Source organism: Mesorhizobium sp. M00.F.Ca.ET.216.01.1.1 (assembly GCF_004010325.2).
Taxonomy (GTDB): Bacteria; Pseudomonadota; Alphaproteobacteria; order Rhizobiales; family Rhizobiaceae; genus Mesorhizobium.
On record NZ_SADR02000002.1, the window covers coordinates 367,721 to 382,835 of the forward strand.

At 60.6% G+C, this 15,115-nt stretch carries 13 protein-coding genes and 1 pseudogene; 11 read left to right on the forward strand and 3 right to left on the reverse strand.

Translation table 11 applies throughout. From position 1 onward, the window contains the following. Positions 1–56 precede the first annotated feature (56 nt). The gene (locus tag EN859_RS04615) at positions 57–1,184 is read left to right on the forward strand and encodes an FAD-binding oxidoreductase (RefSeq protein ID WP_127851734.1); all 1,128 of its coding nucleotides are present in this window, start codon (positions 57–59) and stop codon (positions 1,182–1,184) included. A gap of 598 nt (positions 1,185–1,782) precedes the next feature. Here EN859_RS04615 and EN859_RS04625 read toward each other — a convergent pair. Beyond that, a complete protein-coding gene (locus EN859_RS04625; RefSeq protein WP_245525470.1) occupies positions 1,783–3,072 on the reverse strand; it encodes a PLP-dependent aminotransferase family protein in 1,290 nt (429 codons plus the stop codon). Between the two features lie 152 nt (positions 3,073–3,224). Between EN859_RS04625 and EN859_RS04630 the strand changes: the two genes are divergently transcribed. Genes EN859_RS04630 through EN859_RS04650 form a run of 5 tightly spaced genes read left to right on the forward strand, consistent with a single transcriptional unit; the run spans position 3,225 to position 8,034 of the window. Next, positions 3,225–4,199, forward strand: coding sequence for a nitrate ABC transporter substrate-binding protein (locus EN859_RS04630; RefSeq protein ID WP_127851736.1), 975 nt, complete (start codon positions 3,225–3,227; stop codon positions 4,197–4,199). Positions 4,200–4,233: 34 nt separating this feature from the next. Further along, positions 4,234–5,103, forward strand: coding sequence for an ABC transporter substrate-binding protein (locus EN859_RS04635; RefSeq protein WP_127851737.1), 870 nt, complete (start codon positions 4,234–4,236; stop codon positions 5,101–5,103). Between the two features lie 8 nt (positions 5,104–5,111). After that, positions 5,112–6,044: an amino acid ABC transporter permease gene (locus tag EN859_RS04640; RefSeq protein ID WP_127851738.1), complete on the forward strand. Its 933-nt coding sequence runs from the start codon at positions 5,112–5,114 to the stop codon at positions 6,042–6,044. Further along, entirely contained in the window at positions 6,031–6,804 is a 774-nt protein-coding gene (locus tag EN859_RS04645; protein WP_127851739.1) for an amino acid ABC transporter ATP-binding protein, read from the forward strand. Before EN859_RS04640 ends, EN859_RS04645 begins: the two co-directional genes overlap by 14 nt. A 45-nt stretch (positions 6,805–6,849) precedes the next feature. Further along, positions 6,850–8,034 (forward strand): M20 aminoacylase family protein, encoded by a 1,185-nt coding sequence (locus EN859_RS04650; RefSeq protein WP_127851740.1) that lies wholly within the window; start codon positions 6,850–6,852, stop codon positions 8,032–8,034. Positions 8,035–8,044: 10 nt separating this feature from the next. Here EN859_RS04650 and EN859_RS04655 read toward each other — a convergent pair whose 3' ends face one another. Continuing rightward, a complete protein-coding gene (locus EN859_RS04655; protein WP_127851741.1) occupies positions 8,045–8,731 on the reverse strand; it encodes a hypothetical protein in 687 nt (228 codons plus the stop codon). Positions 8,732–8,871: 140 nt separating this feature from the next. On the opposite strand from EN859_RS04655, the pseudogene EN859_RS04660 reads away from it, so the two are divergent. The 5 genes and pseudogenes from EN859_RS04660 to EN859_RS04680 all read left to right on the forward strand — a co-directional run. After that, positions 8,872–9,276: pseudogene (locus EN859_RS04660) on the forward strand (transposase); the annotation flags it as partial. Between the two features lie 479 nt (positions 9,277–9,755). Beyond that, positions 9,756–10,523, forward strand: coding sequence for a hypothetical protein (locus tag EN859_RS04665; RefSeq protein ID WP_245525471.1), 768 nt, complete (start codon positions 9,756–9,758; stop codon positions 10,521–10,523). Further along, on the forward strand, positions 10,520–11,131 hold the full coding sequence (locus EN859_RS04670; protein ID WP_127851743.1) for a nucleotidyl transferase AbiEii/AbiGii toxin family protein: 612 nt from the start codon (positions 10,520–10,522) through the stop codon (positions 11,129–11,131). The genes EN859_RS04665 and EN859_RS04670 overlap by 4 nt, the downstream gene beginning before the upstream one ends. A gap of 36 nt (positions 11,132–11,167) precedes the next feature. Then, entirely contained in the window at positions 11,168–11,962 is a 795-nt protein-coding gene (locus EN859_RS04675) for a WYL domain-containing protein (RefSeq protein WP_245525480.1), read from the forward strand. A 16-nt stretch (positions 11,963–11,978) separates the two neighbouring features. Next, the gene (locus tag EN859_RS04680; RefSeq protein WP_127851745.1) at positions 11,979–12,821 is read left to right on the forward strand and encodes a hypothetical protein; all 843 of its coding nucleotides are present in this window, start codon (positions 11,979–11,981) and stop codon (positions 12,819–12,821) included. A gap of 1,001 nt (positions 12,822–13,822) precedes the next feature. Here the strand turns inward: EN859_RS04680 and EN859_RS04685 are convergent. Then, the gene (locus EN859_RS04685; RefSeq protein ID WP_245525472.1) at positions 13,823–14,809 is read right to left on the reverse strand and encodes a helix-turn-helix domain-containing protein; all 987 of its coding nucleotides are present in this window, start codon (positions 14,807–14,809) and stop codon (positions 13,823–13,825) included. Positions 14,810–15,115: the final 306 nt, after the last annotated feature.

The window sequence follows — 15,115 nt, forward strand, 5'->3', positions numbered from 1 at the left end:
CGATGCTGGGTATTCCGTCCGCAACCGAACCTGAACCGATAGGGACAACAGACCCCATGATTTCATCCCCCAACCCTCGCCGCATCGTCGTTGTCGGAGCTGGCATCTTCGGTGTTTCCTCGGCGGTGCACTTGGCACGGCTCGGTTTGGACGTGACCATCGTCAACGACGGCGTCCCCGCCAATGGAGCATCAGGCCGGTCGTTGTCATGGCTGAACGCTGCTCGGCGAGCGGATACGCCATATTTTCGGCTGCGGATGGCCGGGATCGACCGCTACCGCACGCTGGCAGCCACGCACCCGGAAACGGGCCCATGGCTGCGCTTCGACGGTGGCCTGACCTGGGACGCCGACAACGAAGCGACCCAAATCGTGTCGGCCTGGCAGCTTGAACAAAGCATCGGTTATGATGCGCTACTGCTCGATCCCACCGAAGTCGTCGCAGTGACGCCTGGCGTCGATGCCAGTGCGATCACCCCGCAGGGCGCCATCTTCAATCCGGGCGAAGGATGGGTTGACCTGCCCTCCCTGATCGATCTGCTGCTCAATGAATTCCGCGCCCGCGGCGGCAAGCTGGTTCAGGACGCTGGACGCGTGCGCATCGATGCCACAGGTGGTCGCGCGCGTGGCGTCGTCACTGCTGATGGTGTGTCGATTGAGGCGGATGCAGTGCTGCTTGCCGTTGGGCCGGCCACGCCTGCCATGCTCGCTGAAATTGGCGTGCATATCCCCGACGCCACGCCTATTTCATTGCTCGTGAAGACCAAGCCGATCAAAACCGCTCTCCGCGCGGTGCTGAACACACCGCGCGTGGCCGTGCGTCCAACGCCCGACGGCGCACTCGTCTTGGATTCGGCATGGTCGGAAGAAGAAGTTGTCGTCAATCCCGATGGCACCTGCACAGTTCGTGATGAGACCGTCCAAGGTCTGCTCGACGAGGCCAGTACCGTACTGGAAGGCAATCCCCGGCTCCAACTCGCAGGTTATGGGGTAGGTCCAAAGCCGATCCCCGGCGATGGCGAGCCGGTGCTTGGCGCCGTCGAGGCTGTCACCGGCGTACACGTCGCCTTCAGCCATAGCGGCGCCACGCTCGGACTAATTGCTGGTGAGTTGCTTGCCAGAGAGATCGCCTCCGGCAATCCGCATCCCATGCTTTCTAGCTTCCGCGTGCACCGTTTCGCCTAGTCTAAAAGTCGATCGACCTCAATGTTCAGCCGCCCAGGCAGACTGCGGCATCTCACATTCACCCTTGCATGGGGATTATTAAGCCCGCTGAACGCACGAATAGCCGTTTTGTGGACGCTGCGCCTTCGAGGCCGCTGCGATGTCACGCGGCCATAGCTTGGGCCCACGGTGCGACGGGCTGCCCAAACTAACCGCACATATTCGGCCTCTGGCTGCCCATGGGAGCCGTTTGCCAAGATGATTAGGCCGGCTCGGTCGCGGATAATGACCTCACCACGGCGTGACCAGATCAAGCCGCGCCCCCAGCAACTGGAGCGCTGTTCACGCGCCTCAAAGGCATCCTGAAGCTCGACAGACTGCGATTGCGAGGTCCCCCTTATGGTGCCCGCGACGAGTACCACCTCGTAGCCATCGCCCAAACCTCAGGAATCGGCTCATCGTGAGATGCTGTGTGGAACAATCCCTGACGGAAAGGAGATATTGGCTCCAAGGGTGGCTGCCCAGCCACGTGACCAACCGGGCGCAGCAAGCCAATTGCTGTCTTCTTGCTGCGAGCCTGGATTACCCGTCTGCAGGAACCCAATAACATTATCACGCCTCAGATACCCTCCCGAGTTGGATCGACTGCCAGCGCGATGGAGTCGGCGACATGCTTGACGTGCTCGTCGCGCAGAATGCTCGTCGCGACGCGGATGGCGCTCGTCTGTTGGGCCGAAAACTTCGCGCCCGCGTAGACTGCGATGCCGCGCGCCGCCAACGTGACCAGCGCATAGGACTCCAAAGCAACCGGAATGAAGACGCTGAGTCCGAATCCGGCGTCAATCTCGACGCTGCGTTTTGCCAGTTCATCCCTGAGGTGTTCGCGGCGGCATCGGTAGATCTCTCGCGCTCGCTCCACCAGAGCGGCTGTGGCCCCATCCTGAAGCAGCCAGGCGGTAGCCGCCTGCAGGATGCGGCTGGTCCAGCCTGCGCTGAAACTGCGATAGGATTGGATCTGCTCGACGATCGTCGCCGAACTGGAGAGCACGGCGAGCCGCAGATCGGGACCATGCGTCTTCGAATAGGACAGGATATGGATCACACGATCCGGAAAGCGCCGGCCGAGGGAAATGCGCGGTGCGTCCGAAATATCACCGATACCATCATCCTCGATGATAAGTACGTTCGTGTCGGCCAGAAGGTCTCCAACGGCCTCGAGCCGCGCCGCCGACATGCAGGCGCCGGTCACCGAATGGACGCGCGGCTGGAACAGGAATGCGGCGGGCCGCTGCTGAAGGGCTCTCGCCAGGGAATTCGGCAAGGGACCCTCCCTGTCGCATTCGACCGGCAGGATCGGGACATCGAGATCTTCCAGAATGTCGAGCAGGCGCAGCGCCGTCGGATCCTCGATCGCCACCGGCGCACCGTGCGGAACCAGCGCGTGGAGCAGCGTGTAGATGGCATTGTAGCCGCCATTGGTGGCCAGGAACGCACCAGGATCATACGGCCATGAAGGGCGCACCGCCGCCTCCAGTTCAGGCAGGATGCGCACGCGCTCGTAGCTGTTGAGCTTCTCGGCGCGCGCGCCACGCGCAAGCGCGACGTCGAGCGGAGGCAGAAGCGCCACATCGGGCTCCGCGATCGCGAGATTCAACACACCGGGGCCATAATTGCCGCCGCTCAGGTGCCGCTCGGGCCGTGCGGCGAAGCGGTCGGCCAAGACCCAGGCACCATTGCGTCCACGGCCGCCTATGATCTTGTACCGGCGAAGCTCGCTCCAGGCCTGCGAGATCGTCGCCGGGCTGACGCCGAGCGCAAAGGCGAGGTCACGCACCGGCGGCAGTTTCGTGCCGACAGGCAACGCGCCGCTTCGGATTAGCGCGCCGGTCTCGCGCGCGATGCCACGCATTGTGCGATCGCCCAGGCGCCCAGCGAACCATTCGGCGTTGAAAGGCCCCGGCATAACGTCCCCTGCTTTTAATGTTCAATAACATAATAACATTTGATTGAGCAGAAATGAACATTTAACAGTCGCCGGTCAACATCTGTCTCGAGTTCCCAATGCCCGTCTCCATAAGGATTGCCACACGCGATTGGGATTATCTCACACCGCTGATCCTCGGCGATGTGAGCTCTCCTCGTGTCGCCGTTGAGGTCGAGCGCGTCGCCACCTTGATTCCCGACCTCGCCACCGATTCCAATTGTGATGCGGCCGAGGTTTCATTCAGCCGCTACGTGTCCACCATGGCCGCAGGTGCGGACTCAATCGTGGGCGTGCCTTGCTTCATCATGCGCGGCTTCCGCCACCGCTGCATCATCACGGCCGAAGCCAGTCCGCTGGAACGGCTTTCGGACCTCGCCGGCAAACGGATCGGTCTCACAGGCTGGCGCGATTCTGGCAACACCTGGACGCGCGCGGCACTGCGCCGCGCAGGCGTTGGCGTGGAGGATGCGTATTGGTTCGCAGGGCGGCTGACATCCGAGCACCCGATCAGCGACCGACTTGATGGGTTTGGGAGACGGGGGCGCATCGAGGTTGCGCCGGGCGAGCGGCCTATGATGGAGCTGCTGGCCGAAGGCCAGCTGGACGCCGTTTTCACGCCATTCATGCCAGGCGGCTTCTTCGGTCCGGCTTCCGGCTTCCGGCAGTTGCTACGCGATTTCCGGGCGGCCGAACGCGCTTATTTCGAGGACGTCGGCTATGTGCCGGGCATGCATCTGGTCGCGGTCAAGGCTTCCGTTGTGGAGCACCATCCATGGCTGCCGCAGGAACTCGCTCGACTGATCGACGAAAGCCAGCGCGTTTGGACGGCCAAGCGCCGCAAATATGCCGAGACCTCGCCCTGGATCATCGAGGAATTGCTTCATGCGGGGCGCGACCTGCCTCCAACGTGGAACGACAGTGGGCTGGCCGCAAACCGACGCATGATCGACGATTTCGTCGTGGAACTGCACATTCAGGGCATTGTAGCTGAGCGGATGTCCGCCGAAGCCCTGTTTCCGTTTGAAGCCAAGTCGCGGGCGACCGCAGCCTGATAGCGCACAACAAGGAACAGGTAAGGAGAACGCCATGAGGACAATAAGCGTCATTTTCGCTTCGCTCGCCACCGTGCTTGCCCAGGCAAGCTTTGCCCAGGACGTCCAGAAGCAATCGGTGAACGAAGAATTGCGGGCCCGGCTGCCCGAAGAGATCCGCAGCGCCGGAAAGATCACGGCGGTCAACAACGGCTCGTTCCCCCCCTATGAGATCGTCACGGGCACCGAACTGTCGGGGGCGACCAAAGATATTTCCGACGCCATCGGCCAGCTGCTCGGCATCGAGGTCGAACATGCCTCGGTCGCCGGCCTGCCGGCTTTGTTGAGCGGCATCAATTCAGGCCGTTACCAGCTCGCAATGGGGCCGATCGGCGACTATCCGGACCGCCAGAAATCGAACGACTTCGTCGATTGGGTGCGCGAATACGTCGTCTTTGCCGTCGACAAGGGCAATCCACAAGGCATCACCTCGCTTGACACCGCCTGCGGCAAGCGCATCGCCGTCATGTCGGGTGGGTCGGCCGAAAAGGTCATCAAGCAACAGTCGCAGAAATGCAGCGACGGCGGCGAGCCGGCTGTTGAGGTTCAGTCTTTTACCGATCAGCCGAGCTCGATCCTCGCCGTCCGTTCCAAACGGTCCGACGCCTTCTTTTCCTCGCAGGCGCCACTGACCTATTTCGTGCAGCAGGCGAACGGCCAACTGGAACTCTCCGGTGTCGGCCAGGCCAATGGCTTCAAAGACATTTACCAGGGCGCCGTCGTCAAGAAGGACTCGCCGTTGGGCGGCGTGCTGCACGATGCCTTCAAGATCCTGATGAAGAATGGCACCTATGCCGCGGCCATGAAGAAGTGGGGTCTCGAGAAAAACATGATCGACGCGCCCGGCATCAACCAAGGCCAATAGAGGATGCCATGACCGACGCGACCGCTGCATACGTTGCCGGGGTAGCGCGACTGCCGGACGACGCCCTGCGCGATGTCAAGCGCGCTCACCAGCCCTTCCCGCTTGTCCGGGTGGCGCTCTGGACGCTCGCCTTCGCGGTGGCGGCCGGCTTCGCCTACATCGTCGCGGTCAATCCGAATTTCGGCTGGCCGGTCGTCGCTCAGTATTTCTTCGATCCCACCGTCATGCAGGGCCTTTCTGTGACGCTCGGCCTGACGGTGGTGGCGATGATCCTGGGCATCGTGCTCGGCCTCCTGCTCGCTATCTCGCGCATGTCGAAGGACAGGCTGGCTTCGTCTCTCTCCGGATTGTTCATCTGGTTCTTCCGCGGCACCCCACTCTTGGTGCAACTGATCTTCTGGTACAACCTCTCGACGCTGTTTCCGCGTATTTCGCTTGGATTCGCGAGCTGGGAAACCAATGACCTGATCACTCCCTTGACGGCTGCGATCCTCGGCTTGGCGCTGAATGAGGCGGCCTATATGGCCGAAATTATTCGCGGCGGGCTGCTTTCGGTCGACAAGGGGCAGGCAGAGACGGCCGAAGCCTTCGGCATGACCCGCGCCCGGGCTCTGTGGCGCATCATCATCCCGCAAGCCATGAAGTCGATCGTGCCGCCGACCGGCAACCAGCTGATCAGCATGATCAAGGCAACTTCCCTTGTCAGCGTAATCGCCATGGCCGATCTGCTCTATTCGGTGCAGTCGATCTATAACCGTACCTTCGAGATCATACCGCTGTTGATGGTGGCGGTGCTTTGGTACCTGCTGATCACTTCGATCCTCAACGTCGGTCAAGGTGCGATCGAACGTTACTACAGCCGCGGCGACCGCGGCGCGCAGAACAGCGCCCCTGAGAAATTAGCGGCCACCAGAGCGGAGACCGCCGATGAGCGCGCATGACACGGCCCTGGTTCGGGCCCGCAACGTTCACAAGGCATTCGGCCCGCTCGAGGTGCTGAAGGGCATCGATCTGGACGTCGTTGCGGGCGAAGTGGTCGTTATTCTCGGACCTTCGGGCTCGGGTAAGTCAACGTTCCTGCGATGCATTAATCATCTGGAAGCGATCGACCAGGGATCGATTGAAGTTGACGGCGAACAAGTCGGCTACCGGCTGCACAATAGCCGCCTCGACAGGCTCTCCAATCGAGAAATCACCGTGCAGCGGCGCAAGATCGGAATGGTGTTTCAGCAGTTCAATCTCTATCCGCACATGACGACCCTGCAGAACGTTATCGAGGCCCCGGTCGGCGTCCATGGACAGAACCGAAAAGAGGCGATCCGCTACGGCCGCGAGTTGCTGACCCGCGTCGGCCTTGCCGACAAGATCGACGCCTATCCGCGTCAGCTCTCCGGGGGCCAACAACAGCGTGTCGCAATCGCCCGTGCACTGGCCATCCGCCCGAAACTGATGCTGTTTGACGAGCCGACCTCGGCGCTCGATCCGGAGCTTATCGGCGAGGTGCTCGCAACGATGCGCGATCTTGCCAGGCAGGGGCTGACCATGATCGTTGTCACGCACGAGATCGGCTTCGCCCGCGAGGCGGCGGATCGGGTGGTGTTCATGGACGATGGCAACGTCATCGAGGCAGGCCCTCCGGGCGCGGTTCTCGCCAATCCACAACATCCGCGCACACGCGCCTTCTTGAGCCGTTTCATCTAACCGAAAGCCGACCAGATGCTTCGCTGCGTCGGCGAAAAGGCCTCCATGTCAAACACCACCAACCAGTTCGCCAGCATCTCCGACTTCGACGATAAAGCAGCCGAGCTTGCAGCGGCTCGCCAGCACCTGCATGCCCATCCCGAACTGTCCTTCCAGGAGTACGAAACGGCTGAATACGTCGCCGGCCGACTGGAACGCTGGGGCTATGACGTGACGCGCAATGTCGGCGGGCTTGGGGTCGTGGGACGTCTGCGACAGGGTTCGGACGGCCGCAGCATTGCCATCCGCGCCGACATGGATGCCTTGCCGATCACCGAAGCGACTGGCCTCCCCTACGCAAGCCGGGTCAGCGGAACGATGCACGCATGCGGCCATGACGGCCACACCGCGATGTTGCTGGGCGCAGCCGAATACCTGGCGCGCACCAGGCATTTCAACGGCACGGTGAACCTCATCTTTCAGCCGGCCGAGGAAGCCGGCAAGGGCAGCGGGGCGCAGGCGATGATCGCCGACGGGCTGTTCGAGCGCTTTCCCTGCGATGCCATATTCGGGCTGCACAACCATCCGGGCGCGCCGGTGGGCTCGTTCCTGATGCGCGCCGGCCCGCTGATGGCGGCGAGCGACACGGTCACGATCAAGATCACCGGGCGTGGCGGCCACGCCTCGCGTCCGCACCTGACGGTTGATCCGATCGTCACTGCCGCCAACATCGTTATGACCTTGCAAACAGTGATATCGCGCAACATCAACCCGACGGAGACGGCCGTCATCACCGTCGGTACGATTCATGGCGGCACGGCCTCCAACGTCATCCCGGAAGACGCCGAGATCACGCTCAGCGTCCGATCCTTTTCGGCCGAGGTTCGCGACATCCTCGAACGGCGCATTCGCGGCATCGTGACATCCGTCGCGCAGGCCCATGGCGCAACCGTCGAGATCGACTACGAGCGCGGCTATCCGGTCGTGACGAACTCCGTACCGGAAACGGCCTTCGCGACCGAGGTCGTGGCCGAGCTCGTTGGTCAGGACAAGGTCTCCGTCTGTCCGCTGATCCCCGGCAGCGAGGACTTTTCCTACTTCCTGGAACACAAACCCGGTTGCTTCCTTCGTCTGGGGAACGGCGAGGACTCGGCCATGCTGCACAATTCGAAATACGATTTCAACGACGGCAACCTGACCGTCGGCGCGGCGCTCTGGGCTCGATTAACCGAGCGTTTCCTGGCCATCTGAATCGCCCCCATCAATGCCGGTGGGAGAATTCTCCCTTGGCTATCGCGAGATGATGCGGCTGATGATGCGAACCCACGACAACCAATCCTATGAAGCCAAGACCGCGAATGCGATGTGCCTCCTTGGTCGCGCTGGAAGTGACCGTAAGAAGGACCCCGTCCGGCAACGGTTCCGTTTTGGCAGACCAGCTGTTCAACTGATCGAGTTCACGGGCGTGCGCCGGGACCATTCGCTGGATCGCGGCGCGCGTACGTATGTTGCCGGTGACAGCGATTTGCAGGCCCCCGTCGATTGACTTCGTCGCCGCATCCGCTTTGAGCGTCACCTCGTTCATGTCGATCAGATGCTGGCGCAACCCCTCGAGGTCCACCTTCGACCAGTCCGTATTGGGATCGGCTTCGAGCATGCGCACGATCTCCTGAATCGCACCAAAAGCATCCTGGCCGGGCAGGGTCGGGGCAGATATGCTCATTTGTCCCTCCTCTTGGTCGCGCACATGCAACATGGCCGGCTTTTCCTCGTGACCTGACATTTGATCAGGCGTCATGTTTGGTTGCTGCGAGAACGCGACCGAAGCCGAACAGGCGAAGGCAACGGCGGAAAGGAGTGCAATAGTTCCGCCGGCAGCGAGCCGACTTTTGTGGTTGACGAAGTCATTGGTCGGCCGTGAAGAATTCGGAAGCCGCTGATATTCCATAGAATTCGACCGATTTGCCGATTTCGGAATTGCAGGAAACGCCCTGCTTGCGGGAGGTTTCCTTGCAATTTTCGTTTTCGGTTTCGCTGGCTGGCGAAGCGTGATTCACTGTTTTTGTGGTGGTGAATCAGAGCCAGGCGATGGGTAAACCGCGCGAGCGGCGCGAGAGCGGGGAACAGGATCTGTTTCGCGCGTGCCTTGATCAGATCCTCAACATGAACCACGAACTGGTGCGGCTGGCGCGCAGCATCGACTGGCCGGTGCTGGAAGCCCGCTTCGGCGAGGTCTATTGCGACGGGCCGGGAATGCCGCCGCTGCCGACCCGGCTGATGGCGGGGCTCGCCATCCTCAAGCACACGTTCAACCTGTCGGACGAGGCGCTGTGCGAGCGCTGGATCGAGAACCCGTATTTCCAATATCTGTGCGGCGAGGAATTCTTCCGTCACGAACTGCCGTTCGACCGCTCCTCGATGACGCGCTGGCGCCAGCGCATGGGCGAGGAGCGGATCGCCGCGCTATTGCAGGAAAGCCTGGCGGTTGCACTCCTGCCAAGGCACCTTTGCTCTCCTCGCAAAGGGCCAGAAGTGTAACCCATGTCTCCGGAATGAACTGTCACCCATCTCTCGGGAAGGGCATACTAAACTGGGCACTCCTGCCGCAGCAGGCTATCGTCTGCGCTATGTGGTTAACCGGCTTCTTTCAGCCTCTACATCGATAAGCCCATGAAGGTGCGCCCGCTTTTGCAGGAAATCGCGCGGGCCTACCCGAATCCACCCGCCCTCGGCGAGGGCCAGGGTGCTGGCCGCACCTTTTAGTCACAGAAGCTGTTCAGCCTCAGCGTCCCATCAGAACGAGGACTACACCAGCTTGCCTAGAGTTCTCCTTTTTGGGGAATTTTTAGCTATTTGATACACTTGACGATACTCGGTGTAATGCTGAACCAGAAATTCACGTTAAACGTGAATTTCTATGATACAATTGTACTACTATGGATTCGCACAAGCTGCTACCGGGAAGGGCGCGTTTGGCCGCAGTCATCAAGACGGCGGGACCGGTCGTGATCATCGATGACGCGGTAAAGGCCCTGCGGGTTTCGCGAACCGAGGCCGCAAAAATGCTGTCTCGTTGGGCGGGACAGGGTTGGTTGCGGCGGGTAGGGGTTGGCGCCTACATTCCTGTCCAGTTGGAGTTCCTCGACGCTGAACAGGTGGTGGAAGATCCTTGGATTCTCGTGCCGCCGCTGTTTGCGCCCGCCTATATCGGCGGGCGAACCGCCGCCGAGCATTGGGACCTGACCGAGCAAATATTCCGGGATGTTGTCGTCTACACGGCGCGGCGCGTAAATCATCCGCTCGTCGAGCGTCAGGGCGCGGTATATTCCGTCAGCCACATCGCCGAAGACAAGATATTCGGGACGCAGCCCGTCTGGCGCGGCCAGACGAAAATAGCCGTGTCCGACATTCACCGCACCATAGTCGATATGCTGAACGATCCGGCGGCGGGCGGCGGCATCCAGCATGTGGCAGACTGCTTCGGCCAGTATATGCGGCGCCCCGACAAGGATGCTGCGAAGCTGGTCAGCTATGCCGAGCGCCTCGGCAACGGAGCTGTCTTCAAGCGGCTCGGCTTTCTGGCAGAGCGTTTTCCAGACGGCGGTGATCTTGTCGAGGCAAGCAAGGCCCGTCTGACCAAGGGCCACGCCCTCCTGGACCCGGGGCTTGCCGGTCCGCGCCTGATAACGCGCTGGCGCCTGCGCGTGCCCGATAGCTGGGTCAGCGGGGCCGGCGCATGATAGGCAAGCGCGAGATTCTTGACACGGCCTCCAGGGTCGGCCTCAATCCCAGCGTGGTGGAAAAGGACTACGCGCTCGGCTGGGCGCTCGCCGGCATTTTCGCGCACCCAGAGTTGGCCGACAACTGGGTATTCAAGGGCGGGACCTGTCTCAAGAAATGCTTCTTTGAAACCTACCGCTTTTCGGAAGACCTAGATTTCACGCTGCTCGATCCCGCCCATCTTGATCAGGCTTTTCTTAAGCGGGTTTTCGGAGAGGTGTCGGCGTGGATCTACGAGCGCACCGGCCTTGAATTTCCGGTAGATCGCCAGGATTTCGAGATGCTGACCAACCCGCGTGGCAACCCGAGCTGCCAGGGCAAGCTCAGCTACCGGGGGCCCGTTTCTTCCAACACCGGCGGTCTGCCGCGCGTTAAGCTTGACCTCACAGCAGACGAGCGGGTTGTCCTGGCTCCCGTGCGGGTGCCGATTTTCCATCCCTATACGGATGCACCCGAAGGCGGCATCACGGTCTTGTCCTACGCCTATGAAGAGGCGTTCGGCGAAAAGGTCCGCGCACTCGCCGAGCGGACACGGCCGCGCGATCTCTATGATGTGGTCAATCTCTAGCGCAACACGGAGGCACGTCCGGCCGCTGCCGTGCTGATGGATGTGCTGCGCCAGAAATGTGATTTCAAGGGGATTGCCGTGCCGCGCGTGAGCGACCTTGAAGGCCACCGCGGCGACCTTGAAGGTGCATGGGGTCATATGCTCGGGCATCAGCTTCCGGCGCTGCCGCCAGTTGATGTGTTTTGGAGCGTCCTGCCGGAATTCTTCGGGTGGCTCGAAGGAGGTCCGGCGCCGGTCATCCCTGCGGCCTATGCAAGCGTGTCCGGAGAGATATTGATCCGCGAGCGCGCGCTCCGGCTTCCTATCGGGCTTCCGGGCCAATCCGCTCTTGAGATCATCCGCTTCGCCGCCGCCAATCGCCTAGTAGTTGAACTGCGCTATCAGGGCGGCACGCGGCGCATTGAACCCTATTCGCTCCGGCAGACCCAGGACAGGAATGTCCTGCTGCACGCCTGGAATGTCGACCGCAATGAGCACCGCAGCTACCGTGTTGACCGGATAGAAGGCGCGCGGAGCACCAACCAGACCTTCACGCCGCGCTACGCGATTGAGCTGACACCGGCCGGTCCGGTGGTCATACCGAGAGCCGCCGCGCCCATCATGACAGTGCGTTCGCCGTTGGTGCCTGTCCGGCGGTCTGCGCCGCCTGCCCGGCCGGCAAAGCCGCGCAAAGTGCAAGGCTCCCACGGTCCGACTTACGTCTTCCAATGCCCCGTTTGCCGCAAGAAGTTCAAACGGAAGTCGATGACAAGTGCCCTGAATGCCCACAAAGGGGCAGCCGGGTATCCCTGCCCGGGGCGTACTGGCATCTACGTGAAAACTGAATATTAGAAACAGGCCGGTCGAGATGGATCAGGACGCACTGGGAAAAATCCTCAATGCTGCGCTAGACACGCTGTATGCCGGCGATCAGGCGATCATAAAGGTGGATGTCGCGGAGAGGACGCTATGTGCCCGTCTGGCCGCGATCCTTCAGGCCTCATTTCAGGACTATGCCGTCCATGCTGAGTACAATCGCCACGGCGTTGATCCCAAAGAGATCAGTCTGCCGAATGCGGATGGTGTCCTCACGGCGACGCGCGTGTTCCCCGATATCATTGTCCACCAGCCTGGCCATGATGGCGACAACCTCCTGGTCATCGAGGTCAAGAAATCAACCAACGTGGTGCCCGATGAGGCCGATCTTCGGAAACTTGAGAAAATCAAGGAGCAGATTGCCTACCGTTTCGCCGTCTTCCTGAGACTGCCAACGGGACAGGACGCCGCCCGCGCTGATGTGCGCATGACGTGGGTAGGCTCGCAGCAGCGGATCACGGAATACCCGTTTCCCTGGCCAGACGAAGATAAGGGATATCGGGTGTTCCCCGATGCTATGGAGAACGACGACCTTGTAGCCTTTCATGGAACCGGGCGCGGCAATCTGGAGTCAATCATCGGAAATCGCTTCACGTTCAACGGACCACTGCAGTCGCTATCTTTTGCCAAGGAGAGTTCCGGCGCCTTGCCCTATGCGTGCAGCAAGCGGTCAGTGGCTTCGCCAGAAGGCTGCATTATTGCGGTTCGTTTTGCTCCCCCGATCCCAAGGCCATACGGGGTGGTCGAAACCTCTGTCATTCACGTTTACCGGCTCGACCAGCAGCCGGAGGTTGTCGGCTACTGCATCGTTCCGGCGGACTACGTTTTCCATTAACGCGGGCGGCGCAAAATCAGACGGCGTTGAATGGAGTCAATGCCAACAGTTCTTACAGAGCAAAAACAAGCGCATACGAGTGCCCAGTTTCATCTCGTCCGGCGCGCCAGTTTCGCAAAATCTTATCAAATGGTTAGCTGGTGACGGTTTTCGTCGCGCGGCGACCGTGCGCCTTCGGTCGCGTCTGTGTCGCGGAATCCAACCCCCCTACCCCGGTACGGCGCTCCGGAGGAGTTGCTCTGGCCATCAGGCTCATAACCTGAAGGTCGTAGGTTCAAATCCTACCCCCACAACCAAATTTCGAAAGGCATATCACTTGCACGAACGCGCCTCGGACCCGCTTCCGGGGCGTTCGTTTTTCAACTCGCCAATACCTCGTCAAACTTGTCGAAGCAGCGCACGATGGTCTCTGGACAACAACCAATGGTCGAGGCTATGAGCTTGGCAGTTTCGATGCGCAGCCCGCAGCCTGGACGCCGAACGACTGTTCGCGACACTAACCCCAGGACCGCGAGCTGGGCTTGTCGAGGTAGCAACGCCTTGGTTACGGAGGCGGTGGCGAAGGTGCGACAGCTCCAAGTGCAGGAACGGTGCAACGATAATGCCCGTAAGTGCGAGGGCGATCAGGAACGCTGGAAGCACAGGGATATTGCCTTTCTCCGACGACCAGAAAAAGAAGTAGGCGTGTAGTCATAAATTGAGCTTCATTTGTGCGGCTTGCCCGATGTCCGCTATCGCCAAACTCCCATCGCACCGAAATGCCCCAATGGGCCATTTTCACCCATTGTTGCATCGCGACCTCTGATGATTTGGACGGGCTGTATCCTTTCTCGAAATCTTCAAATTGAACGGCCCTGTGTCGGTCTCAAAAGCCCATCCTTGACCAACTCGTTGAGGTTTAGGGACTCAAGCCGATGCTCGGTGAACGACTTCGCGGTTTCCTCGAGCGGCCGCTGGACGCTGCGGCGCGATAAGGTGGTCTCCGATAATATCCGACACCATCAGCGAGAGACCGGGACCCGCGGAATCAGAAATTTCCGCCGGTAGGCACCCGGTGTCATGCATACGTGACGTTTGAACACACGGCGAAAGAAGGCGGGATTTTCGTAGCCGACTTCGGAGGTGATTTCGTCGAGTGGTTTGTTGCTGCGCTCCAGGCGACGTTTGGCCGCCTCAATCCGTATGTTCTGTACGTAATCCAACGGAGACAGACCGGTCGCTTTCCTGAAGCGTCGCTCAAGACTGCGTGTCGAATGCCCGCAACGGTGTGACATCTCCTCAATTGGATTCGCGATAGAAAAGTGCGTCTCGAGCCATTTTTGAAGGTCAAGGATCAGGGCATCGCCGTGATCTAAGACCGGAAGAAAGCCTACATACGGCGCTTGTCCCTGCGAATGCCAATCAAGCAACATGAGACGAGCCATTGATTGGGCGGCACTCGGGCCCACGAACCGTGTGATCAGGTGTAGTGCGAGATCGTGCCAGGAGAACACACCGCCGGTCATGACGAAGCGTTCCGGGTCACCCGCCGTAATCAAGACTTCTTCGAGACGCAGCCCGATGTCTGGAAAGTTGCGCTGAAAGGTTGGAGCAAATGCCCAATGGATCGTCGTTTGGCGACCAGCCAACAGGCCGGTCTCGGCCAGCAGAAGAACACCCGTGCACGTCGAACATAGCGTGGCTCCACCACGATACATCCGTTGCAGCCAGTCGACGATGTCGGGATAACGTCCGGTCTTCCAATCGGCTTCGGCAAACATCATCAAAGGCACGATAGCGATATCGGTCTGGTCAACCTCGCTCAAGGACCGGTCGGCCGCGATCGGCAGCCCGCTGGCGCCACGCAATGACCCGACCGTTGGGGCAACGATCTCCACATGGAACGGTTTAGCTGGCACGTCCGGCTCCAACGCTGCCAACAGCCCAAAGGCACTTAGAACCTCATAAAGCCCGCTCAGTGGCGTCACCTGGGCTTCGGCCGTCGCCACGATACTCACGCGTAACGGCTGAGGTTGGCTTGGAGACATTTGCACCCCAATGTCGGAAACGGACCGCTTACGTCGAGTATGACACTAGCGAGTCACGCGGCAACCGGCAATCTTCACATGAGAAAGGCCCCGTGGTTTGTACAGCTCACTCGGAGGGAGCGCCGCAGAGACACCCCGCTTTGTTTGGCGGCAATGTCGTCCGCTTTCAACTTTGTGACTGCAAAACAGCGCCACTGACGGGCGTAGTAACCCGTTCAACAGGGAGGTTCCGATGAAACATCGCAGCATTGATCCCAGTAGGGCGCC

What these genes read in the sequence shown, in the direction of transcription:
- EN859_RS04630 (WP_127851736.1), top strand. Translation starts at nt 3,225, where the DNA reads ATGCCCGTCTCCATAAGGATTGCCACACGCGATTGGGATTATCTCACA.
- EN859_RS04670 (WP_127851743.1), top strand. Translation starts at nt 10,520, where the DNA reads ATGATAGGCAAGCGCGAGATTCTTGACACGGCCTCCAGGGTCGGCCTC.
- EN859_RS04635 (WP_127851737.1), top strand. Translation starts at nt 4,234, where the DNA reads ATGAGGACAATAAGCGTCATTTTCGCTTCGCTCGCCACCGTGCTTGCC.
- EN859_RS04640 (WP_127851738.1), top strand. Translation starts at nt 5,112, where the DNA reads ATGACCGACGCGACCGCTGCATACGTTGCCGGGGTAGCGCGACTGCCG.
- EN859_RS04655 (WP_127851741.1), bottom strand. Translation starts at nt 8,731, where the DNA reads ATGGAATATCAGCGGCTTCCGAATTCTTCACGGCCGACCAATGACTTC.
- EN859_RS04625 (WP_245525470.1), bottom strand. Translation starts at nt 3,072, where the DNA reads ATGCGTGGCATCGCGCGCGAGACCGGCGCGCTAATCCGAAGCGGCGCG.
- EN859_RS04650 (WP_127851740.1), top strand. Translation starts at nt 6,850, where the DNA reads ATGTCAAACACCACCAACCAGTTCGCCAGCATCTCCGACTTCGACGAT.
- EN859_RS04645 (WP_127851739.1), top strand. Translation starts at nt 6,031, where the DNA reads ATGAGCGCGCATGACACGGCCCTGGTTCGGGCCCGCAACGTTCACAAG.
- EN859_RS04680 (WP_127851745.1), top strand. Translation starts at nt 11,979, where the DNA reads ATGGATCAGGACGCACTGGGAAAAATCCTCAATGCTGCGCTAGACACG.
- EN859_RS04615 (WP_127851734.1), top strand. Translation starts at nt 57, where the DNA reads ATGATTTCATCCCCCAACCCTCGCCGCATCGTCGTTGTCGGAGCTGGC.
- EN859_RS04675 (WP_245525480.1), top strand. Translation starts at nt 11,168, where the DNA reads ATGGATGTGCTGCGCCAGAAATGTGATTTCAAGGGGATTGCCGTGCCG.